Raw genomic sequence first — 21770 nt, 5'->3', positions numbered from 1 at the left:
CGACGAGCGCTTCGGCGAGCGGTCCCATGCTGGCGACCACCACATCCGCCCCGGCGGCTTGGAAGGTGTCGAGCTTAGCGGGACGGTTGGCGTAGGCGATGACGCGGACGCCGGCCGCGTGCGCGCCCTCAATGTCCGACAGCGAGTCGCCGACCAGGACGCTCCGGGCCGGCGGCACGTCGAGCATCCGTACGGCACGGGAGATGGGCTCGGGGTTGGGCTTCATCCGTTCCGGCTCGGCGTACGCGCGGCCGATGACCGGTGAGACGTGGCCGGTCAACCGGTGTGCGGCGAGGTAGGCGCTCACTGCGCCGGCCGAGTTGTTGCTCACTACCGCAACCGGCAGGCCGGCTTGCCGAGCAGCGACGATGACTTCCCGTCCGTACGGCGTGGGCGCGGCGGTCGCAACCGCGCGCCGTTCTGCCTCGCAGAGGGCATCCTCGACTAGGCGCGTGATGCGTTGATCGGTCGTGGTCCCGGTCCACCGCAGCACTTCGAGTGGATCACGCGCCCCGGCGAGGTGGGATGGCACGTCGACCTCGTGGCGGTGCAGTAGCTCTACCAGCTCGGCCGCGATGTCGTGGGCCGGGTAGCCGGCGAAGATGCTGCACACCGGGCCGTCGAAGTCGAGTAGGACAGCGTCGACGCTGTTGAGAAGGGCGGCCACGTCGTTGGCGTTCATGCTTCGTACCGGTAGGCGATCGTCGACCACACGGAGTCGAACCACTGCTTCGAAGCTTCCACGAACTGGGTTCCGTGGGACGCGTCGTCATCGGTCACGGCGTAGTGGAACAGCGGGACGTCCTTGCCCATCAGGTCGTAGATCGCCATGGGCTCACCCTTGACCGAAACCGTGCGTTCGACGACCGGGTAGAAGCCGTAGAAGACTTCTTCCCCGTTGAGGATGTAGAGCTTGAACAGCGGCGATGCTCGGTGCAAGCGGACTTCGACCGTGGTGGAGCGGATGAGTCCGAGATCGCCCAGCTCGGCGACCTGGTCAATGATGCCGTTTGCCGCGCGGCGGGTGATCCGTTCGGCACGTTCCCGGACGGCCGGATCGTCGGACTGGGTCTCGGCACGGGTGGGTAGGGCCATCGGTGCGGTCATGTCAGAGATCAGGACGCGTACGGCGATGGTCTCCGGGGCGAGCCGGCCGACGCGGACTTTGTCCAGGGCCTCGGCGAGTGCGTCTCGCCGGAGAAACCGGCGAAGTCGATGGTCACGTGCGGGCGCTCGAACGAAGCTTCGATGTGCGGGTGCAGCTCGACCGCACGCTGTGTCTGGGCTCGGACGAACGCGCCGCTGCCCTGCCTGGTGACGATCAGCCGCTCGGTCCGCAGGATCTCCAACGACGCCGCTCTGGTTCGCAAGGCACTCGATGAGTTATCCCTGCGGCTGGACGGCAAACAGGCAGCCGCGAACACCATCGCTCGCAAGCGCGCAGTCTTCTACGGGGCACTGCGATATGCGTTCGAGCTGCGCCTGTTGTCGGTTCGCCCTCTGGAGAACGTGCAGTGGGTGACTCCGAAGTCTACCGAGGAGATTGATCGGCGCTCGGTTGTCAACCCGCAGCAAGCGCTCGTACTGATCGGCGTAGTAGCCGGTCATCATCCGCGACTCACGGCCTTCTTCGCCTGCCGCTATTACGCGGCATCCTGCCCAGCCGAGGCGCTGCACCTCAGAACGCTTCGGCTATTCGGTTCGACGCAACACGTCGGGCAAGGCTGGGGGACGATGCGATGGCCATTCGAGAGCACCGGGAGCTGAAGCACCGAGCGAAGACCGCTGTCCGCGTGCACGTTCTCCTAAAGGTCTACGCCAAGTGCATCGAAGGCCAGGATGGCGCGGCGCGGCAGCGGATCGCTGAGGCGCTCAGCAGGTGAGAGGACGCGGCGGTGTGAGCCGCTCGTTGCCGCATCCTTGCCGCAGCGAGCGGGATCAAGCGGCGCTCGACGAGATCGAGTGAGACTTCGAACCCGAAGACGCCAACCCCCGCCGGGCTGCGTTCGCGCTGGTCGGCGGGGGTTTTTGCTGGGTGGAGAGCGGAGGGCGTGGGATTCGAACCCACGGAGACGCGTAACGCCTCACCGGTTTTCAAGACCGGCGCCATCGGCCACTAGGCGAGCCCTCCCGATAACGGCGGGTCTTAGTGTGCCAGATCGACCGGGGTCGTACCGAACGGATACGGGGCCTGGTGGCGCGCCCCCGCGCCGGCCAGGCCCCTGCCGTCGGAGACGGGTGCATCAGTGTGGTGCCGGACATTGTGGCAGCTCAATGGGTTCAGCGCTGCTGGGCACGGCGGCGGGAGATCGGTGCCCGAAGGACTCGGATCGGTGGATTTACTGTTATCGGTCTCACGTTCACGCGTCGGGTGGGCGGTTCCTCGGTCAGAGGCGATGAATGACGATGCGCTTGCTGCTGTCAGCGGGGAGTGACCAGGCATGCTCGACATCGTGCAGCGGGACGGGGTCGGGCTCCACGGCATATGCGCCGTCGGCGATGGCGGCGGCAACGGCGGGGATCTCGGTGGTCATGGTGGTGCTGGCCAGTGATCCCTGGCCACTGCCAAGAACATGAAGCTTGGTCGAGCGCAACGCGCTGGCCGGCAGTGTCGCTCGGGGTCCGGCCATCTCACCGAGGTTCACCCAGGTAAGTGGGCGGGTCGGGTCGGCCCGGTTCGAAACCATCGCGGCAATCGCCTTGGCTGCTGGTTCAGCCCAGAGGAAGTCGAGCACGATGTCGATCTCGGTGCCGGTGCGAGCGATCGTCTCTGCGTCACCGGTCAGAGCGGTCGCGGTGGCGCCGGGGAGCGCGGCGAGCCGTTCGGGGTCGCGGCCCACGGCAACCACTTGATCGGCGCCAAGCCGGCGGGCGACCTGCACCGCCATGCGTCCGGTGCCGCCGGTGGCGCCCAGGACCAGAACATTCTGTCCGGGCCGCAGCGTGACCCGCCGGGTGAGCGCCAGCCAGGAGGCGATCACACAGTTCAGCGTCGCAGCGATGGTCAACGGGTCGGCGTGGGCGGGCAGGATGACGCTGTGCCGTGTGTCGATGACCGCGCGCTCGGCCATCGACCCGTAGGTGCCGTTCAGCGACATGAAGTACCAGAGCCGACCGTCGGCGTCACGGCCGACGCCGTCGATGCCCGGCACGAGCGGCAAGCCGGATCCGGCACTGGTGTAGTGCGACCCGTCGGCCTGCATGCGGACTCGGGGATGCAGGCCGGCAGCCAGCACCTCCACAACGATCTCGTGCTCGCCGGCCGGCTTCGGGCCGGGGAACTCCAGGTATCGAGGGGCCGTGCCGTATGCAGTGACGACCGCTGCTTTCATGACCGCTCCGCCTTCTCCAGAAGCGCGGCCAGGTCGGCGGCGGAGGCGGGGCGGCCGGGGGCGGCGACCATGCCATCCGGATCGAGATAGGCCAGTTGCGCGGGCGTGCCCGGCGCGAACCGGCGGCTCTCGGCGAGTGGTCCCACGTCATAGGCGTCGAAGCCGAGCGAGTCGATCAGGGTGGCGACCGCCGCCTTGGCCGTTGCGGAGTCGCCCGCGATGGGCACGGCGCTGCGGTCGGGCGCGCCGGCCGTTCGGGCGAGTTGCGGCAGGTGCCGGAAGAACACGTTGCTGAACGCCTTGACCACGTACGCGTCCCGCAGGTGTGACTGCAAGAGCAGGTGCGGCGGGGTGTCGCCGGCCTCGATCTCGGGGACGGCGCCTTGGCGTGCCGGGTCGTAGTTGAGGGTGTCGATGACGACCCGGCCGTGCAGCGCTGCGACCGGCACCTGCCGGTACGCCCGGACCGGGATGGTCACCACGACCAGGTCACCGGCGGCCGCAGCCTCGGTGGTGGTCGCCGTCCGGGCCCGGGTGCCCAGCCGGGCCGCCGTCTCCCGCAGGCTCTGCGGTCCGCGGCTGTTGCTCAGGACGATGTCGTGCCCGGCGGCGGCGGCCAGCTGCGCGAGCGCGCCGCCGATCCGTCCGCTGCCGATGAAACCAATCGTTGTCATGATCCGAATCTAAGCCGCCCTAGCCGTACGTTCTATGCTAGAAGAACCGCAGTTTGTTCGTGAACGTCCGGAGGTAGCGTGGACCCGCTGAGCGAGGTACTGGCGCTGCTGAAGCCACGCAGCTACATCACCGCCGGATTCGACGCCGGTGGTGACTGGGCTCTGGAACTCGACGATTTGACCGGCCGGATCAAGTGCTACGCGGTCGTCAAGGGCTCCTGCTGGCTGACGATCGACGGCAATGCGCCGGTGCCGATCCCGGAAGGCGCCTGTTTCGTGCTGCCCACCGGCCGGACCGCCGTCATCGGCAGCGCAGCGCACGTCGAACCGGTGCGCTCCTCCGTGGTGCTCGACCCCGACCGCAGCGGGCAGGTCGTCACCCATAACGGTGGCGGGGAGGTCTACCTGGTCGGAAGCCGCTTCGAAGCCCGTAGCCCGCACCTCGAACTGCTGCTGCACGACCTGCCCCCGCTCATGGTGGTCAAGACCTCCGATGACCGGGTCCGGTTGCGCTGGTCGATCGAGCTGATGATGGAGGAGTTCCGCGAGCCCCGCCCCGGCTCGGCCCTGATAGCCCAGCAACTCGCGCACATGATGCTGGTCCAGGCGCTGCGCCTCTACCTGGCCGCGCCGGCCCGAGACGACGTCGGCTGGTTCGCCGCACTCGCCGACCCACAGGTGCATGCCGCCCTCGCCGCGATGCACGCCGACCCCGCTCACCCCTGGACCGTCCGGGAACTCGCTACGACCACCGGCATGTCCCGCACCACCTTCGCCGAACGCTTCCGGGCCCGCGCTGGGGAGACCCCGATCGCCTACCTGGCACGGTGGCGGATGATGCTCGCCGCCGAGCGCCTCCAGCACAGCGACGACACCATCGCCCGGATCGCCGGCTCCCTGGGATACGAGTCCGAACACGCCTTCAGCACCGCGTTCAAACGCATCATGGGTACGCCCCCGCGCCGCTACGCCGCATCCGTCAGGCAGGACAGGCTCCGCTGAGAACACCGGCGGCATAAACACGTCGGGCAATCAGGGTGGGCTTACCATTCAGGCCGCCGACGGTCTCAAGAACAAACTTAAGACCGCTCATGGCTACAGCGATGCGGATGCGTACCAGCACGACGTACGCCCAGCAGCACCAGATTGCCCGGCTCACCCTCTGGCCGTTGAACCGCGATCGCCAGGGCGCCGGGGGCTACCCGAACGACGACACCTGCAGCGGCGTCGCGCGGTCGGCGTACCGGTTCACCAAGATCATCGGTGCTTGCAGGGCTGAGCCGGTTGCCCGGTTTCTTGTCACACCAGTCGGGCAACCTGAAGGCATGCACGCGATCGTGATCGAGAAACCGGGCGGCCCCGAGGCGCTGGTCTGGGCCGAGGTCCCCGACCCCGAGCCGGCCCCGGGCGAAGTGATCGTTCAGGTCACCGCCGCCGCGGTCAACCGCGCCGACGTGATGCAACGCCAGGGCCACTACCCGCCACCCCCGGGCGCCCCCGAATACCCCGGCCTTGAGTGCGCGGGCGTGATCAGCGCCGTCGGTGCCGAAGTGACCGGCCATCACGTCGGCGAGCGGGTGTGCGCGCTGCTAGCCGGCGGTGGCTATGCCGAACAGGTCGCGGTCCCGGCCGGCCAACTGCTGCCCATCCCGCAGGGCCTGTCGGTGCAGGAGGCGGCGGCACTGCCTGAGGTCGCCTGCACGGTCTGGTCCAACGTGGTCGACATCGCTCGGCTGCGGCAAGGCCAGACGCTGCTCGTGCACGGCGGCGGCGGAGGCATCGGCACGTTCGCCATCCAGCTCGGCAAGGCGCTCGGCGCGACTGTTCTGGTGACGGCCCGCGAACCCAAGCACGAGCAATTGACCGCGCTCGGCGCCGACCTGGCCATCGACTACACGACAAAGGACTTCGTGGAGGAGGTCAAGACCTTCACAAACGGCCACGGCGCCGACGTCATCCTCGACATCATCGCCGCCAAATACCTGGCCCGGAACCTCGACGCCCTGGCCACCAACGGCCACCTCGTCACCATCGGCATGCAGGGCGGCACCAAGGCCGAACTCAACTTCGGCACCCTGATGGCCAAGCGCGCCTCGGTCTCCGCCACCACCCTGCGAGCTCGCCCGGCCCACGAAAAGGCCCGCATCGTCAAAGGCGTCCGCAATGCTGTGTGGCCGCTGGTCAACGCGGGCACGATCCGCCCGATCATCGACCGCACAATGCCGATGGCCGAGGCCACCGAAGCGCACCGGCTGATGGAAGCAAGCGACCATCTGGGCAAGATTCTGCTGCTGGCATAGGGGAAGCCGCAGCCGCCACAGCCACCAGTTGACCAGACCCCAAGGCGCACAGGCGCCCAGGATCACCGGCACCAGGACCAAGCCGAGGGCGAACGTACCGTCGTTCGTCGCACCTGCCACCCCTTGCGGCACCCTGGTGCGACCCGGCAAGCCCTCAGCCGTAAACGCAGCGATCGGCCAGGAGGGGGGATCCTGGCCGATCGGCAGCCCGCGGCCGCAGACGCCTCAGTCGGCTGAGCGTGGGGCCACTTGAGGGAAGTCCGGAGACTTACACCTGAGTTGTGACGATGCCGGCGAAGATGCGCAGCGTCCAGGTGCAGCCGGGCCACGTGCCTACCTCGAAGTAGCCGCTGCGCGCACCGAGGTGGCCGTTGAGGGTCACCGTTCCGCCGACCTCGTCCGAGCCGACTGCCTCGCCCACGTCGGGCTGGCCGTTCCAGACCAGGACCAGCAAACCGTCGTCTTCACAGCTGTACGTGGCGATCGCCTTGTAGTCAGCGCTGGGGATGCGGATTGTCGGCGTGGCGTAGTAGCCCTTGAGCGGACCGTACGTGGCGATTTCCTTGGAGCGGCGCTGCACGACCTGGACCTCGTCGACGCGGGCGGCGTTCTTGCGGCTGGCGGTGCCGGCGAATACCGCTTTCCACGTTCCGGTGGTGGTGGCCGTGAAGCGACGGGTGAAGGTGCCGGCGTCCGTAGTGGTGGCGTAGCCCTGGTAGACGTACGCGGAAGCCGGGGTTCCCGCTTTCTGGAAGTAGAAATTGACCTTGGTTCGGTTGCCGGTTGCCTTCAGCCAGACGCGGCCGGTCAGGGTGATCGTTGCGCCCTTGACGACCGGCTCGGGGGCGGCATCAAAGGTCATCTTGACAACGGCGGGAGCGGCCGGGGTCGCTGAGGCGGGTCCTGCGGGGGAAAGAACAGCAAGCGCCGTGGTGAGCAGCGCGGACAAGATCAGACGCATGGCGACAGGATGGCTGGCGAAGCGGGCAAATGCCATTGTGGAGTAGTGATTCACCGCGTCCGGTTCGCCCGAAACGTGGGGGTTATCGGCCGACCGGGTTGACTTCAAGTGAGGTTCAGCTTTTAGTGTCCGGGTCATGGACAAGCTACGAGTCGCAGTGGTCGTCGGCAGCACCAGGGAGGGCCGCTTCGGGCCGACCATTGCCCGGTGGGTGGGGGCCGGGGCCGACCAGCATCCCGGCTTCGAAGCGGATCACGTCGACCTGCTGGAGCGCGCCACAGTCACCAAGCAGCTCGGCGCGGCGGACGCGTTTGTGGTGGTCACACCCGAGTACAACCACAGCTATCCCGGGCCGTTGAAGTCAGCGATCGACGACCACGGTGTCGAGTGGCGCGCCAAGCCGGTGGCTTTTGTCTCGTACGGCGGGCTGTCCGGCGGTTTGCGAGCGGTGGAGCATCTGCGGCCGGTCTTCGCCGAGCTGCACGCGCACACGATTCGGGAAACGGTCAGCTTCCACGGCGGCCGGGCCTGCTTCGATGCCGACGGTCAGCCCCTGGATCCGGGCGGCTCGGCAGCGCTGCGCCGGCTGCTCGACAACCTCGCGTGGTGGGGCCGCACACTGCACGAAGCCCGCCGCGCGCGACCATATCCCGCTTGAGCTTCGGCCGCTTCGCCATCATTGTCGACCTATGAGTGCACGACTACGGGAGATGGCACGCGAGACGGTGACGATCGCCGAGCGTGGTTACTACCAGACCGATCAAGGCTTGGAGGTACGAGTAGACGTCGCGCCCGCCATCGACGGCACCCGGCTCTACCTGCCCGACGACGTTCTTGCCGGACGCAACGGATGGGACGGTGCAGCGAGCCCAGCCTTCGAGGTAACCGGTGAATCGACCCTGGCCGCGGCGCGACGGCTGGGCGGGGATGTGGCCGCGCTGGTCTTCGCGTCGGCGCGCAGCCCGGGCGGCGGGTTCCTCAACGGCGCTGAGGCCCAGGAGGAGAGCATCGCCCGCAGTTCGGCGCTGTACCCCTGTCTACTGGCGGTGCACGACTTCTACGCCTACCACCGTACGCACCACGAACTCACGTACACCGACCGCGTCATCTACTCCCCGGCCGTACCGGTGTTCCGCGATGACCACGGTGATCTGCTGCCCGCGGCGTACCCGGTCTCGTTCATCACCGCGGCGGCCCCGAACCGTGGCGCGATCCGGGGCACCCAGCCGGATCTGCTGGGTGAGGTGGAGCAGACGCTGCGCCGGCGTGCTCGCCGGGTTCTCGAGGTGGCCGCCGCGCACGGACATCAGCGGCTGGTGCTCGGAGCATGGGGCTGCGGAGTTTTCGGCAATGATCCGGCGATGGTCGCCCAGGCGTTCGCCGACGCGTTGCGCGGCATGCCGTTCGAGCAGGTGGTGTTCGCGGTGCTCGGTCCCAACCGGCCGCCCTTCACCGAAGTTTTCGCAGCTCAGAAACGATAGCGTCGCGGATCACGCCAGTCTGCTGCGCTCCTGCAGGTGTGCACGGGTGACGTCGTTCTCAGCTACGTGGGCGGCGCGCCGGAACTCGGTCGCCGCCTCGTCGGCCCGCCCGGTTGCGGCGAGGAGTTCGGCGCGGACGGCGTGGAACACGTAGTAGCCGTCGAGGCTCAGCCCCTCAACGATTTCCAGCCCGGTTCGCGGCCCGTGCACCTCGGCCACCGCGACCGCCCGGTTCAACGCCACCACCGGCGTCGGCGTGAGCGCCAGGAGTTGGTCGTACAGCTGCAGAATCGCCGACCAGTCGGTGGCTGCGGCGCTCGGGGCGATGCTGTGCACCGCATTGATGGCTGCCTGGATCTGGTACGGACCGGGCTGCCCCCGCCGTACACAATCCTGCACTATCCGTTGCCCTTCTACAAGTAACGTAGTGTCCCACTTGGACCGATCCTGATCAGCGAGCCGGACGAACCTGCCGTCCACAGTGGTACGCGCCGATTGCCGGGACATGATCAGCAGCATCAGAGCCAGCAACCCCCGCGCCTCCGCTTCGCCCGGCAACAAGGCCACCAGCAGCCGAGCCAACCGGAGCGCCTCGGCCAGCAAATCCCCGCGCATAGCCGTATACCCGGCGTTGAACACCAGATACAGCACCGCCAATACCGGGTGCAGCCGCTCGGGAAGCTCCGCGTCGTCGGGCACGCGATACGGAATGCCGGCATCACGAATCTTTGCCTTGGCCCGCACGATCCGCTGCGCCATGGTCGCTTCCGGAACCAAGAACGCGGCCGCAATCTCCCCGGTGCGCAACCCTGCGAGCAGGCGCAACGTGAGAGCGACTTGCGCTTCCGGCCGCAGCGCCGGGTGGCAGCACGTGAAAATCAATCGCAACAGATCATCCGGTACGTCCACAGGTTCGCCGAGATGCCACAGCCGCACGGCCTCCGCCTCCTTGCCGTCGCGGGCCGCCTCACGCCGGAGCCGGTCAATGGCCCGGTTGCGAGCCGTGGTGATGATCCAGCCGGCCGGGCTCGGCGGCACGCCGTCGTGCGCCCAGCGCTCGGCTGCGACCGCGAAAGCGTCCTGCACGGCGTCCTCGGCCAGGTCGAGGTCGCCGAGATAGCGGGTCAGGGTGGCCACCGCGCGGCCGTACTCCGCGCGGTGGACCTCGCCGAGGCTGGCGGTTGTCATCCCTGGAACGGCCTGACCTCGATCGGCAGCGTCGTGATCGTGGCCATCCGCGCCGCCCACTTCAGCGCGGCGTCGAGGTTCTCGGCCTGGATCACGGTGAAGCCGCCGAGGTGCTCCTTGCCCTCGGTGAACGGGCCGTCGGTGAGCAGGACGCCGTTGTCACCCGCACGGACGACCGTGGCGGTGTCCGGCGGGCACAATCCGGCGCTGAAAACGAAGACTCCGGCGTCGTGCATATCCGCTCGCAACGCGGCCAGGTCCCGCATGAGCGGCTCCAGGAACGCCGCGTCCGGGGTGGGCCCGTCGGGTTGAAACACGCCCAACATGTACTGCTTCATCGTCTGACTCCTCTCGGATGAATACGTCACTCTTGACACGATCAGAGCCGCCCGAAATCGACAGCCGCGCCGGGATGATTTTGCCAATTCCGCCGAACGCGACGGCAAATGTGTGTTGGCATGGTCGACGGAATAGCCAATTGCCCGGGTTCCCATTGTCGCCGCACAAGCGGTGACATCTGGCGTGGCCGCTGACGCGGACCCCGCCGGAATGGGATTCGCGTGAGAGCTCCGGGCCGAGTTCGGAGGCTTCGCTGTCTCGTCCGTCCACCGGCCGTGTGCTGGCCGCCGGAGCGCTTGCGCTCGCCATCAGCGCACCGGTTTTTGAACCCGTGGAAATGCCCGCGGAAGCTCACATTCCCCCCATTCTTGCGGCCGCTCCGGCCGTGGCAGCGCAACCGGACGTGGAGGCGCGCAGTGTGCCTCGCGCCGCCTCCCGATCCGCGGCTCGGCGGTCGGCCACCCGGCCTGCCGCGACGGCGCTGCGTGCGGCTCAGCGTCAAGTCCTGGCCGTACGGCGGGCCGAGCACGCTCGTGAGCTGGCCGAGAAGCGCGCCGCCGCCCGTCGCCGGGCCGCTGAGGCGCGCCGAGCCGCCGCCGAACGCCGGGCCGCAGCCGCGCGCGCCCAGACCGAACGCCGGGCCGCAGCCACGCGCAAAGCCAAAGTCAGGCACCGGAAAACCACAGCGGTGCACCGTACGGTAAGCGTGGCCCCGGGCCGCAGAACCGCCCGGCGCAAAACGACGGTGCGGCGCGCCTCCCGCGGAATGTCAGCCGTGCTCTCCTATGCTCGGGCGCAGGTCGGAAAACGGTACCGCTCCGGCGGTGAGGGCCCGAATTCCTTCGACTGCTCCGGTTTCACAAAACGCGCATATGCCCAGGCCGGACTGCGGCTTCCGCATTCCTCGGGGGCTCAGGCGGCGCGGGCGTACACCGTTTCGAGGTCCTCGGCCCGGCCCGGAGATCTGGTTGTCGGTCCCGGTCACGTGGGCGTGTACATGGGCGGCGGAATGATGATCGACGCCGGCAACTCGCGCACCGGAGTGGTGTATCGCCGGATGTACCAGGGGTTGCACATCGAACGTTTCTGACCGTGCTTGCTTGAGCCGGCGGTTGCGCTGCCGATGGTGACGTTCATGAGGAAGCAGCCCGCGCCGGACCGCGAGGCCGACGCGGGCTTCACCCTGATCGACGTCATGATCTCGGCCGCCGCGGTGGACGCCAAGTCGCTGGCCCAGTCGTAACTGGGCATCGTGCTGCAGCGCCTGGGCGTGAGGTGCACTATGTCGAAGGGCATCGCGACTACAGCGGCAACGACTATGGCGTCCCCCGGCCGGGCCATCACCGGCTGAGCCAGTGGGCTCACGGCTCAGGGCTTGGGCAGCGTGAGCCGGACCGTGGTGCCGACCCCTGGCTCACTCTCCAGGTGGATACTGCCGTGGTGCGCGTCGATGATCGAGCGCACGATGGCGAGCCCGATCCCCGGCCCGGGTACGGCCATCGAGTCGGCCGCGGCGCTGCGGAAGAAGCGGTCGAAAACGTGCGGCAGCTCGCTGGCCGGGATGCCCACCCCGGTGTCGGTGATGGTCAGCTCCGGCTCGCTCGCGTCGGTGCAGGTCAGCATGATCTCGCCGCCGGGAGCGGTGAACTTGAGGGCGTTGACGATCAAGTGGTTGAGCGCCTGCTGCAGCCGCTTGGCATCCCCTCGTACATGCATCGGGCTCGACGTCCGATCGATCAGCTTGACCTCGCGGTGCTCGGCGAGCGGCCGGCAGGAATGCGCGACCTGATGGGCGAGATCGGCCAGGTCGACCTCGGCCAGATCCAGGTCCAGCCCGTCGTCGTGGGCACGCGCCACCGTCAGCAGATCGTCGATCAGGCGCAGCAGCCGATCCGAGTTGCGCTGCATGACCAGCAGGAAGCGCTGCGAGGTGTCGGCGTCGAAGTCGTCCTCCAGCAGCATCTCCAGATAACCGCGGATGGAGGACAACGGCGTCCGCAGCTCGTGGCTGACGCTGGCCAGGAACGAGTCCTTCATCCGGTCGAGCTGGCGCATCCGGTCGGAGATCTCCCCGGCGTGCCGGGCGTAGCGCCGCAGCTCCAGCTGCACCGAGGCGTGCCGGGCGAGGCTGCGCAGGGCCCGGCGCTGGCCCCCGGTGAGCTCCCGGGGCTGGCGGTCGAGGACGCATACCGTGCCGACCGCGTGGCTGCCGTCCAGGATCACCGGGGCGCTGGCATAGAAGCGGAAGCCCTGCTCGCCGGTGACCAGCGGGTTGTCCAGGAACCGGGGATCGGCCCGGGTGTCGGGCACCTCGAGCAGGTCGTGACTGTGCAGGGCGTACGCGCACAGCGAGACGTCGCGGGGGACGCAGGTCAGGTCGAGGCCGACCTTCGCCTTGAACCACTGCCGGTCCTCGGCAATCAGGGTGACCAGGGCCACCGGCGTGCCACAGATCTCCGAGGCCAGCTGCGCGATGTCGTCGAAGTCCTCCTCGGCGGCGGTGTCGAGCACCTCGGCGTCGCGCAGCGCGGCGAGCCGGGCTGCCTCGTTGTCCGGCGTAGGTGCTCTCACCAGCCGATCGTCTCACTGGGCGAGGTGGTGATGGACCGATTCGCCCGGTAACGGCAGCCGGCACCCGCCGTGGGGACGGGTGCCGGCTTGCTGGCCGCGAACGACCGTTCACCACCGGGCACGGGGATCTCTGCCGCACGTACCTGGTCGGATGTCTGACTTGACTATCGCCGCATACCCCGGTTCGCCCCCGCACCACGTGTGCGTTTTCATCGATGTCGCCCACCCGGGTACGAGGCGAATCGACGGCGAAAGCCGGATGACGTATCTCCTGGTTACCCGCGGCTTTCCGAGGGCAGTCAGGATGCGTACACCGCAGTCGTGGGAAGGACTGACGAGTATGAGCTTGGAGCGCTCTGAGGCACCGGATCCGTACGACATCCTGCCGCCGGTGCCCGCCTTCACGGTGACCAGCACGGACGTGACCGACGGTCAGCAGCTCGACGAGCTGTACGTGCACACCAGTGTCGGCGGTAAGAACCTGTCGCCGCAGCTCGCCTGGTCCGGCTTCCCCGCCGAAACCCGGGGCTTCGTAGTGACCTGCTTCGACCCGGACGCCCCCACCGGCAGCGGCTTCTGGCACTGGGTGCTGGTGAACCTGCCGGCCTCGGTGACCGAGCTGCCGCGCGGCGTGGACCCGCTGCCGGAAGATGCCTTCACCATCCGCACGGATTACGGCGAGGCCGGCTACGGCGGTGCCGCACCGCCGCCGGGAGACCGCCCGCACCGCTACGTCTTCGCGGTGCACGCGCTGGACGTCGACCGGCTCGAGGTCGGCCCGGACGCGACCCCGGCCTACGTCGGCTTCAACCTCGCGTTCCACACGCTGGCCCGGGCGACCCTGCGGCCCACATATCAGATCAAGGGCTGACAACGGTAAAGCCCGCCGGGTATCCGGCGGGCTTTCCCGTGTACTTACCCCTCGCGATCGCCGGCGGGACCGGCGAGGCGCGTCTGTGTCCCGCGGTGCGAGCCGATCAGCCGGGCACCTTGGCGACGACGAAGACCGACTGGCCGAACGGCGGCTTGACGATGCTCTCGGCGGCCTTGGTCACCGGCAGTACCACGCTGTCGTAGATCTTCACCATCGGGCCCTCCTTGGGGGCCAGCTTGAAGATGCTTGTCGCGCCGTAGTAGCCGATCAGGCCCAGGGCGTTGGCGTAGTGCAGCTTCTCGATGGTGAGGCCCGCCTCGGTCATAGCGGCGCGCATCGTCTTCTTGGTGTAGCGCCGGATGTGGCCGGTTGCGATGTCGACCTGGCTCATGGCGAACATGAACGCGGGGACGATCAGGATGATCCGGCCGCCCGGGCGGACCAGCTCGGCCATGCTGCGCAGCGCGCCCACGTGGTCCTCGATGTGCTCGAGCACGTTGTACGACACGGCGGCGCTGTATTCGCCGGCCGCGTCGGTCGCTGGCAGCAGCATCTGCCGCACGTCGATCGTGGGGTGATCGGCCAGGCGCTCCTTGAGCTGCACCAGCCGGTCCGGGTCCGCCTCGGTGGCGGTGAAGTGCGGTACGTGCTCCGACCAGGCCAGCGCGTAGTCCCCGAGGCCGCTGCCGATCTCGATCGGGTTTTCTCCCAGGTAGGGGATAGCCAGTTCGACGAACCACTGACGGTGGTTCACGGCCGTGGCGAGGCCTTCGAGCACTTCGGACTGGACCCTCTGGTCTCCAGTGATGTCTGCCATAAGTAAGGTTCCCTCGTCTTGCCGATCCGAGCTGACAGCGGGACCGGAAGAGTTAACCATCCGGCGCACGCAACCGAAAGTTGAGCGGGGGGTTACCGCTCATATTTTGCCAGAATGAGACATTGCGGCGTGAGCAACCCCGGTCCGTAACCCATCATGCACGACGCCCGCCACTTACCACTAAAACGTGCGTACATATCGGGTCGATCACGCATCGGGCGCCCGTCACTACTCCGTTACCAAGCTCGGTTAGGCTCGCCGATGCTATGACGATTACGGGTATTGACTCGACAGGCCAGTCACCGGGTGGGAACGCATCGCTTCCGGACCGTACGGCCGCCGCAGAAGACCTGGACGCCGAGCTGATCGCTTTGGAAAGCGAGGTCTCAGCGGCGTCGATCTCCGTCATACCCGCAGAACGCACAGCATCTGATCACACGACCGAGGAGCAGCAAAGCGCACCGCTCGCGCGCCCGCGTTGGTGGCGATCTCTCACCTGGCGAGATCTGCTCGCTATTGCCTCGTTCATTGCGGTAGCGCTCTTCATCACCGCGCCGTTGTGGCTCAACCTTGATCACGAGTTGCGCGATGATCCGCAGGACCAGGCCTTCTTCGAGTGGATGCTGGCGCACGGTGCCCGGGTGCTCACGGATGGCGTTTATCCGTTCTTCTCCGATCGCATGAATTACCCCGATGGGGTGAACATGATGGCCAACACCTCGGCGTTGGCCGTTTCGCTGCCGATGACGCCCATCACTGTGATGTTCGGTCCGCATGTGTCGTTCAACGCGTTTCTTACTCTCGCGTTGGCGTGCACCGGCATCTCGTGGTATCTCGTGTTGTCGCGGCAGTTTGTCGGCTCCCGACTGGCCGCTTGGGTCGGTGCGCTGTTCGCGTCCTTTGCGCCAAGCATGATTTCGCATGCCGGCGGTCACCCCAACATCGTTTCTCAGTTCCTGGTGCCGCTGATCATTTGGCGCACTCTGGAGCTGCGCCGGCCCGGTCGCGCGATCCGCAACGGGTTGATTCTTGCCGGGCTGCTTGTTTGGCAAGCTTTCATCAATCTCGAAATTCTGTTCATGACCGCTGTGGGGGCCGGCATTTTCTGCGGGGTCATGGCAATCGCGCGCCGCCGTCGCCAGCCCGGCGAGGTGAAGCCGTTCCTGCGCGCCCTTGCCGTGGCAGCGGTGGCCACGCTGACCCTGCTGTCGTACCCGCTCTATGTTCAGTTCCTCGGACCGCAGAGCTATCACGGGCTGCCCGAGTTCGTCCGCTCCTTCGGTGCCGATCTTGGTTCCTTCACCGCGTACGCCCGGCGCTCGATCGCCGGCAACACGGTGACCGCGGGCCACCTCGCCCAGAACGCCTCCGAGGAGAACGCGTTCTTCGGCTGGGGGCTGGTGATCCTGTTCGCCGGCCTGGTGGTGTGGATGCGCCGCAGCGCCGTGGTCGTCACGCTGGCCGCCATCGCGGCGTTCTTCGGCGCGCTGTCGCTCGGCCCGGTGGTCCGCCTCAACGGCCACGACACCGGCATGGCGGGGTTGTGGGGGCTGCTGCACAGCGTGCCGGTCCTCAACTCGGCCGTGCCGACCCGCTGGGCGATGGCGATCGCCCCGATGGTCGCGATCGTGCTCGCGCTCGGCTGTCAGAAGGCCTCGGACCTGATGAAGGCCCAGCCGTCAGCGCGCGGTCCGGTGCGGGTTGCCATGATCACCGCGGTGGCGATGGCGCTGGTCCCGCTGGCGCCCACCCCGCTGCGCAGCACGCAGATGGATCCGGTGCCGGAGTTCGTCACGTCCGGCGCCTGGCGGCAGTACGTCGATGAGAACCACACGCTGGTGTCGCTGCCCCCGACCGACAGTTCGTTCCCCGACCCGATGCGCTGGAGTGCGTACACCGGTCAGGACATGCGCATCGCCAGCGCCTACGCGCTGCTGCCCAGCCAGAACCCGCTCGACCCGGACGACAAGTCCGCGATGTTCGCCCCGCCGTGGCGGCCGACCAGCGGCCTGATGTCCTCGATCAAGCAGGGCAACCCGACCCCGGACATCACCGACACCCGGCGCGAGATGACGCTGGCCGACCTGCGCTACTGGAAGGCCGGCGTGGTGGTGCTGACGCCGCAGGTGCGCGACATCGAGATGCTGCGGGCGATGACCGACCTGCTGGGCTTCCAGCCGACCTGGACCGGCGGCGCGTGGGTGTGGGATGTGCGCAACCTGGTGGACGACCCGTCGGCGACGCTGGCCGCTGCCCCCACCAGCTGAGGCCGGTGGGTTGAGGGGTCAGCTCTGCTTGATGCAGCAGCCCAGGCACACCTTGGGCTTGGGCAGAGTGAAGGCCAGGCAGCAAGTCTTGCGCTGCACGTCCAGCTTGCCGGCGCGACCGGGCACCAGCTCGATCAAGTCCTCGACGCCGAGCGCGCCGAGCAGGATGTCGATGGCGCTGGCGGAGGACCCGGGCATCACGTCGGCCGACCGCAGCACCGCGTAGGCGACTCCCGAGGCCAGCGAGCCCAGCAGCGTGCGCTTGCCCAGCCGGACCCGGCTCTGGATGGCCTCCAGCATCGGCGTCAGGTGCTCGTCAAGCAACGAGCGGCGCAGCTCAGCCAGCAGGTCGGCCTCATCGGCGACCACGCGGACCTGCGACAGGCCGCTGAGAGCCAGCGGGTCGGAGGGCAGCACCGCCACGGTGATGTCCGGGTGCATGCCCAGGGTCACCAGCGGGCGCGGGTCGTCGAAGTGCATCAGCGCGCTCGAGCCGGTCAGCAGCGGCACCCGCCGGGTCGAGGCCCAGCCCAGCACGGCCGGCAGGGCCAGCCAGTAGGTGTAGGCCTTCCAGGCGAGCGCGGCCGCGGCGGGCGGCTGGGCCTGCCAGCGCCGGCGGGGGGAGTCGAGCAGAACGTCGAGGGACTCACCGGCCAGGGCGGCCGTCGGCGTCCACGTGGTGGGATCTTGGACGAGCAGATCCGGGGCGAGACCGGGTAGCTCGGTGGAAGTGCCGAACATGGCCCGCAGCGCAGCGGTGACCGGGGCGAGTGGCTCCTCGGCGAACGCTGAGTGATCGGAGAGGGCACGATCCAGTGCGGTGGTCATCGGCTGCCGCCGACGCGGCGAGCCCGGACCCGCTGCTTCTTCACCGTCTTCACCCTGCCCGTCGCCGTTCGGGGCCAAATCCTTCAAGGTGACCCACCGTACTCCGCTAAGGCTAGCCTAACCATTCCTTGGGACGCCCTGTTTCCCGCCCCCCAGACAGGTATTTGTGGACCAAATACCCGGAGCAAGGGTGACCTAACACAACGTTGCGGCGTTGCCGGTTTCGTCAAGGTATCTGTCGGCAAAGCGCTACAAGCCCCTTGTGGACACCGGAGGCCATGGACACTGAGATTCCTGTCGCAAAGGGGACATCCGTGATGACCACCTCGCCTGTCGAGAGGGCCGCCGACCAGTTCGTTTCGGCACTCGCGCAATGGCGGGTCGAACGCGGGATGACAAAGAAGCAGCTCGCCGCCCGTATGGGCTTCGACCCCTCCTACGTCAGCCACGTCGAGGGACGCCGGCACAAACCAACAGAGGATTTCGCCCGGCGCGCGGAGGCCGTTCTGGTCGCCGGTGGCGCCATCTGGCAAAAATTTCAGGAGTACGACGAACTGCGGCACGCCCGCGGCCCGCTCCTGCATCGTGATCCACCCGTGCCGGTGCAGTGGATGCCGCCAGGCACCGGGCTCATTGTCGAGCAGGAGATCGCGGAGCTCACCTATGTCGCAGGGGTCTACCGGTGCCGCATCCGCCGCGACCTCTACAACGCCGGGATCGAGCCGGTCACCCGCTACCTGGTGAAGATCGCGGTGGACCGCTACCCGCACGACCCGGTCGGCTCCAACCAGCACCACCGCCAGCACCCGCTCAACTTCGAGGAGATGAAGCTGACCGCCGTGGCGGGCGAGGGCGATGCCGCCGAGCCCATGCACTGGCGGCTCAAGCTCGACCGGGACGCCTCCAAGGAGGTCTGGCTGCTGTTCGCCAACGAGCACGGCCAGTTCCCGCTCTACCCGGGTGAGCGCACCACGATCGACTACGCCTACACCGTGGGCGAGGAGAAGTGGGGCCAATGGTTCCAGCGGGCCGTGCGGCTGCCCACCCGCAACCTCACCGTCCGGCTCAACTTCCCGGTGGAGTTCGAGCCGCAGGTGTGGGGCCTGGAAACCTCACTGGCCGCGGAGGTGCCGGTGCGCACCCCGCTGGAACGCCACAACGACAACCGGCGCGCGATCTTCGAGTGGTCGACCGACGCGCCCCAGCTCAACGCCCGCTACCGGCTGGAATGGCGGTTCCGCGGTCAGTCCCCGGCGGCCACCGAGGCCGGCGCCGACGTCAACGGTCACAGCAATGGACACGTCAACGGTCACGAGCTGAGAGCGAGCCAGCGGATGCGCGGTATAGGCATCGTGCAGCGCGGGGCGGACCTGCTCCGCCAGCGTGCGCGCCACTTCCAGCTGCCCCGCGAGGAGGCGGAGGCACGCGAAGCCGTCTCCGCGTTGCGGACCACCCTCGGCCGGCTGCAGCAACTGCACGACTTCAGCAAGGGCGTGGGGCTGGCCGCGCCGCAGATCGGCCTGGCGGTTGCCGCCGCCGTGGTGCGCCCACCCGAGCGCGGCGCCGAACCCATCGTGCTGCTCAACCCGCGCATAGTCGACCAGTCCGGGGAAACCGACGAGCAGTACGAGGGCTGCCTGTCCTTCTTCGACTACCGGGGTCTGGTGGAGCGGCCGCTGCGGGTGGACGTGGAGCACGCCCGCTTCGACGGCACCCGGATGATCACCTCCTTCGAGCGGGCGATGGCCCGGCTGATCGGTCACGAGATCGACCACCTGGAGGGCCGGCTGTACGTGGACCGGATGGCCCCGGATGCCAACCTCGTGCCGGTGGAGGAGTACGAGCAGGCGGGCCGGCCGTGGTCGTACTAGTAATCGGTGAAGGTGTCGTATTTGATCCGGATCGAGGGGACCTGTAGCTCGGCGAGGGTGCGCAGCGACGACCGGACCATCGCGCCGGAACCGGAGACGAAGAAGTCGTGCTCGTTCCAGGGGCCGTAGCGCGCCACCACCTCGGAGATGGTGCCGCGCTCGCCCGGGAAGGTGGGATCGTCGCTGCAGGCGGTGACCACAGACAGCCACGGGTAGCGGGCGGCCAGGCGGTTGAGGTCGGCGAGGTCGTACAGCTCGTCGCGGGTGCGGGCGCCGAAGAAAACGTGCACCCAGCGGGTCCGGTTGTAGCGGGTCAGCTCCTCCAGCAGGCTCTTCACCGGGGCCAATCCGGTGCCGCCGGCCACGAACACCGTGTCGCGCGTCGACCGCCGATCCAGGGTCATCGACCCCATCGGTGCCGCGAGCCGCAGCATGTCACCCACCGCGAGCCGTCGGACCAGCGCGCCGGAGACCCAACCGGCACCGAGGGCCCGGACGTGAAAGTCCAGCGTGTGGTCGCGTCGAGGGGCATTGGCGGGAGAATAGGTACGCCACAAGCGCGGCTGATACTGCGGGCACTCGATGCTCAGGTACTGCCCGGCGCGGAATTCCAGCGGCTGCAACGGTCGCACGGTGAACACCGCGATGTCATGCGCGCGCCGCTCGTGGGCGATGACCTCGGCATGCCAGGAGGGAGGGTTCTTGTCGGCGGCGGCTCCGGCAATCATCTTGGTGGAGATCACCGTATAGGCGTCGGCCCAGGCTTGGTCGTACTCGATGCTCCACTGCTCCCCGCCGTAATGCCGCAGCGCCTCGAGCAGAGCCCCACCCGCCACCTCGAAGTGCTCTGGTTCCACGTGGAACTTGCGATGATCGCGGCCAAGCGCGTGCAGGTAGCTGTCGAAGCGGTCCGGGTCTTCGATGGTTTGGATGGCCGTGACAATGGCCCTGAGCAACCGCGTCCGCTGCGCCTCCAGGTAGACCGGAAACAGCTCGCGCAACTCGGGATTCGACAGGAACATCCGAGCGTAGAAATAGCCGGCGACTTTGTCCTGGTTTTCCTCGACGAGGCTCCAGCTCTCCTTGAGCAAGCGTCCGAGGTCTCCCATGTCTCCTAGCGTGGAGAGAGCGGGCGGTTACTCATCGCACGCAAGGTGCGACTCTTACCGCACAATTTCCGACAGTCGGCGCGTCGCTTGCGTCGAAGTCCGCCCTACAGTTGGCGCGTGACGGTGACCCTTGATCGGCCCCCGGCGACCCGAAGCCAGTTGCGCTGGGAAATCGCCATCGTGCTGCTGCTGTCGCTCGGCCAGTCCGCGGTGTACGCAGTGGTGTCGCTCGTCGCGAAGCTGACCGCCGGCAAACCGCTGTCCCAGCAAACTGCGACCCTCAACCCGTCCCAGTCACCGCGGCCGTACCTGGATCTGACGTACCAGATATTGGGGATCTTCTTCGCCCTGATTCCCGTCCTGCTGGCGCTGTACCTGCTGAACCGCGACCGCCCAGCCCTCGGCATCGACTTTCGAAAACCGGCCGCGGACCTGGGCTGGGGCACTGCACTGGCGGCGGCAATCGGCATCCCTGGGTTGCTGCTGGTGTACGTCGCAGCGCAGCTCGGCCTCAACGCACAGATCGTGCCCGCCGCGCTGCAACCCGTGTGGTGGGCCGTGCCGGTGCTGATCCTCTCCGCGCTGCAGAACGCCATCCTCGAAGAAGTGATCGTGGTCGGCTACCTGATCACCCGGCTGCAAACCCTGGGCGTGCGCTTCTGGTGGATCGTCGCGGCCAGCGCGGTGCTGCGCGGCTCGTACCACCTCTACCAAGGCTTCGGCGCCTTCGTCGGCAACGCGGTGATGGGCGTGGTCTTCGCCCTGTTCTTCCTGCGCAAAGGCCGGGTCATGCCGCTGATCGTGGCGCACAGCATCCTCGACATCGCAGCCTTCGTCGGCTACACCCTGCTCCCGGAAAGCTGGCTCAACTGGCTGTAGAAAAGTTCGGCCCGAGCCGCACTCGTACGAGCAGCCGCCCGGCTCGCCAACGCCGCAGTCAACAAGCTGGTACCCGGGAAGTACCGGTTAACCAGGCGAGTAGCGGCCCAAGCGCCGGCCTGCGCGGTGAGCATCCGACCCAATCGCCACGCCGCGTCGGCGATCCCGGTGCCCTCATGGGTGAACTCGGTTGCTGAGGCCAGGGCGGCTTCGGCATCCTCGCGGCTCGGGTGGACCCGGCCGAGCACCAAGAGATCGTCTGCGCGGGCTGGGTGGGCG

At 67.9% G+C, this 21770-nt stretch carries 19 protein-coding genes, 1 tRNA gene and 3 pseudogenes; 10 read left to right on the top strand and 13 right to left on the bottom strand.

Annotated features, from left to right (window positions below; all coding sequences use genetic code 11):
- Position 1 precedes the first annotated feature (1 nt).
- Both TFC3_RS32345 and TFC3_RS32340 read right to left on the bottom strand, forming a co-directional pair.
- Positions 2-682: pseudogene (locus TFC3_RS32345) on the bottom strand (HAD family hydrolase); the annotation flags it as partial.
- Positions 679-1349: pseudogene (locus tag TFC3_RS32340) on the bottom strand (GntR family transcriptional regulator); the annotation flags it as partial. The pseudogenes TFC3_RS32345 and TFC3_RS32340, both read right to left, overlap by 4 nt.
- Between TFC3_RS32340 and TFC3_RS38650 the strand changes: the two are divergent.
- Positions 1315-1767 (top strand): hypothetical protein, encoded by a 453-nt coding sequence (locus TFC3_RS38650; protein WP_173745404.1) that lies wholly within the window; start codon positions 1315-1317, stop codon positions 1765-1767. The pseudogene TFC3_RS32340 and the gene TFC3_RS38650 sit on opposite strands and share 35 nt — an antisense overlap.
- A gap of 276 nt (positions 1768-2043) precedes the next feature.
- Here the strand turns inward: TFC3_RS38650 and TFC3_RS32330 are convergent.
- The 3 genes from TFC3_RS32330 to TFC3_RS32320 all read right to left on the bottom strand — a co-directional run bounded on the left by TFC3_RS32330 (position 2044) and on the right by TFC3_RS32320 (position 4006).
- Positions 2044-2131: transfer RNA gene (locus TFC3_RS32330), tRNA-Ser, on the bottom strand.
- A 256-nt stretch (positions 2132-2387) separates the two neighbouring features.
- Positions 2388-3332: a zinc-binding alcohol dehydrogenase family protein gene (locus TFC3_RS32325; protein ID WP_067509504.1), complete on the bottom strand. Its 945-nt coding sequence runs from the start codon at positions 3330-3332 to the stop codon at positions 2388-2390.
- Positions 3329-4006, bottom strand: coding sequence for an NADPH-dependent F420 reductase (locus TFC3_RS32320; RefSeq protein ID WP_067509503.1), 678 nt, complete (start codon positions 4004-4006; stop codon positions 3329-3331). Before TFC3_RS32320 ends, TFC3_RS32325 begins: the two co-directional genes overlap by 4 nt.
- Before the next feature lie 78 nt (positions 4007-4084).
- On the opposite strand from TFC3_RS32320, the gene TFC3_RS32315 reads away from it, so the two are divergent.
- Both TFC3_RS32315 and TFC3_RS32310 read left to right on the top strand, forming a co-directional pair.
- Positions 4085-5008 carry an AraC family transcriptional regulator gene (locus TFC3_RS32315; protein WP_067509501.1) on the top strand — a complete coding sequence of 308 codons (924 nt, stop codon included), beginning with the start codon at positions 4085-4087 and terminating at the stop codon, positions 5006-5008.
- A gap of 323 nt (positions 5009-5331) precedes the next feature.
- On the top strand, positions 5332-6306 hold the full coding sequence (locus tag TFC3_RS32310; RefSeq protein ID WP_067509962.1) for an NAD(P)H-quinone oxidoreductase: 975 nt from the start codon (positions 5332-5334) through the stop codon (positions 6304-6306).
- Between the two features lie 268 nt (positions 6307-6574).
- On the opposite strand, the gene TFC3_RS32305 is transcribed toward TFC3_RS32310, so the two are convergent.
- Positions 6575-7267, bottom strand: a complete 693-nt coding sequence (locus TFC3_RS32305) for a hypothetical protein (protein WP_153040574.1) — start codon at positions 7265-7267, stop codon at positions 6575-6577.
- 136 nt (positions 7268-7403) lie between these two features.
- Between TFC3_RS32305 and TFC3_RS32300 the strand changes: the two genes are divergently transcribed.
- Entirely contained in the window at positions 7404-7925 is a 522-nt protein-coding gene (locus tag TFC3_RS32300) for an NADPH-dependent FMN reductase (RefSeq protein ID WP_067509497.1), read from the top strand.
- A gap of 31 nt (positions 7926-7956) precedes the next feature.
- The gene (locus TFC3_RS32295; RefSeq protein ID WP_067509495.1) at positions 7957-8748 is read left to right on the top strand and encodes a TIGR02452 family protein; all 792 of its coding nucleotides are present in this window, start codon (positions 7957-7959) and stop codon (positions 8746-8748) included.
- A 9-nt stretch (positions 8749-8757) separates the two neighbouring features.
- On the opposite strand, the gene TFC3_RS32290 is transcribed toward TFC3_RS32295, so the two are convergent.
- Positions 8758-9936 (bottom strand): RNA polymerase sigma factor, encoded by a 1179-nt coding sequence (locus tag TFC3_RS32290; protein WP_067509493.1) that lies wholly within the window; start codon positions 9934-9936, stop codon positions 8758-8760.
- Positions 9933-10274: a YciI family protein gene (locus TFC3_RS32285; protein ID WP_067509491.1), complete on the bottom strand. Its 342-nt coding sequence runs from the start codon at positions 10272-10274 to the stop codon at positions 9933-9935. Before TFC3_RS32285 ends, TFC3_RS32290 begins: the two co-directional genes overlap by 4 nt.
- 386 nt (positions 10275-10660) lie before the next feature.
- Between TFC3_RS32285 and TFC3_RS40250 the strand changes: the two genes are divergently transcribed.
- Positions 10661-11365 carry a C40 family peptidase gene (locus tag TFC3_RS40250; RefSeq protein WP_304438997.1) on the top strand — a complete coding sequence of 235 codons (705 nt, stop codon included), beginning with the start codon at positions 10661-10663 and terminating at the stop codon, positions 11363-11365.
- 278 nt (positions 11366-11643) lie between these two features.
- Here TFC3_RS40250 and TFC3_RS32275 read toward each other — a convergent pair whose 3' ends face one another.
- Positions 11644-12846 (bottom strand): GAF domain-containing sensor histidine kinase, encoded by a 1203-nt coding sequence (locus TFC3_RS32275; protein WP_067509489.1) that lies wholly within the window; start codon positions 12844-12846, stop codon positions 11644-11646.
- Positions 12847-13186: 340 nt separating this feature from the next.
- Between TFC3_RS32275 and TFC3_RS32270 the strand changes: the two genes are divergently transcribed.
- A complete protein-coding gene (locus tag TFC3_RS32270; protein ID WP_067509487.1) occupies positions 13187-13717 on the top strand; it encodes a YbhB/YbcL family Raf kinase inhibitor-like protein in 531 nt (176 codons plus the stop codon).
- Positions 13718-13823: 106 nt separating this feature from the next.
- Here the strand turns inward: TFC3_RS32270 and TFC3_RS32265 are convergent, their stop codons facing one another.
- Positions 13824-14537 (bottom strand): bifunctional 2-polyprenyl-6-hydroxyphenol methylase/3-demethylubiquinol 3-O-methyltransferase UbiG, encoded by a 714-nt coding sequence (locus TFC3_RS32265; RefSeq protein WP_067509485.1) that lies wholly within the window; start codon positions 14535-14537, stop codon positions 13824-13826.
- Positions 14538-14803: 266 nt separating this feature from the next.
- Here TFC3_RS32265 and TFC3_RS32260 point away from each other — a divergent pair, with 266 nt between their 5' ends.
- A complete protein-coding gene (locus tag TFC3_RS32260) occupies positions 14804-16804 on the top strand; it encodes a hypothetical protein (RefSeq protein ID WP_082772656.1) in 2001 nt (666 codons plus the stop codon).
- 18 nt (positions 16805-16822) lie between these two features.
- Here the strand turns inward: TFC3_RS32260 and TFC3_RS32255 are convergent, their stop codons facing one another.
- Complete coding sequence (locus TFC3_RS32255; RefSeq protein WP_067509483.1) at positions 16823-17632, bottom strand: IucA/IucC family C-terminal-domain containing protein; 810 nt, start codon at positions 17630-17632, stop codon at positions 16823-16825.
- Between the two features lie 317 nt (positions 17633-17949).
- On the opposite strand from TFC3_RS32255, the gene TFC3_RS32250 reads away from it, so the two are divergent.
- Complete coding sequence (locus TFC3_RS32250; RefSeq protein WP_067509481.1) at positions 17950-19503, top strand: peptide deformylase; 1554 nt, start codon at positions 17950-17952, stop codon at positions 19501-19503.
- Here the strand turns inward: TFC3_RS32250 and TFC3_RS32245 are convergent.
- Positions 19500-20612, bottom strand: a complete 1113-nt coding sequence (locus TFC3_RS32245; RefSeq protein WP_067509480.1) for a globin domain-containing protein — start codon at positions 20610-20612, stop codon at positions 19500-19502. The genes TFC3_RS32250 and TFC3_RS32245 overlap by 4 nt on opposite strands.
- Before the next feature lie 117 nt (positions 20613-20729).
- Here TFC3_RS32245 and TFC3_RS32240 point away from each other — a divergent pair, with 117 nt between their 5' ends.
- On the top strand, positions 20730-21491 hold the full coding sequence (locus TFC3_RS32240; protein ID WP_067509478.1) for a CPBP family intramembrane glutamic endopeptidase: 762 nt from the start codon (positions 20730-20732) through the stop codon (positions 21489-21491).
- Here the strand turns inward: TFC3_RS32240 and TFC3_RS32235 are convergent.
- A pseudogene (locus tag TFC3_RS32235) lies at positions 21452-21770 on the bottom strand (hypothetical protein); the annotation flags it as partial. The gene TFC3_RS32240 and the pseudogene TFC3_RS32235 overlap by 40 nt on opposite strands.

This window comes from Actinoplanes sp. TFC3 (genome assembly GCF_001553785.1).
GTDB lineage: Bacteria > Actinomycetota > Actinomycetes > Mycobacteriales > Micromonosporaceae > Actinoplanes.
Note: the sequence above shows the minus strand (reverse complement) of the source record. Positions and strands in the feature narration are given on the sequence as shown.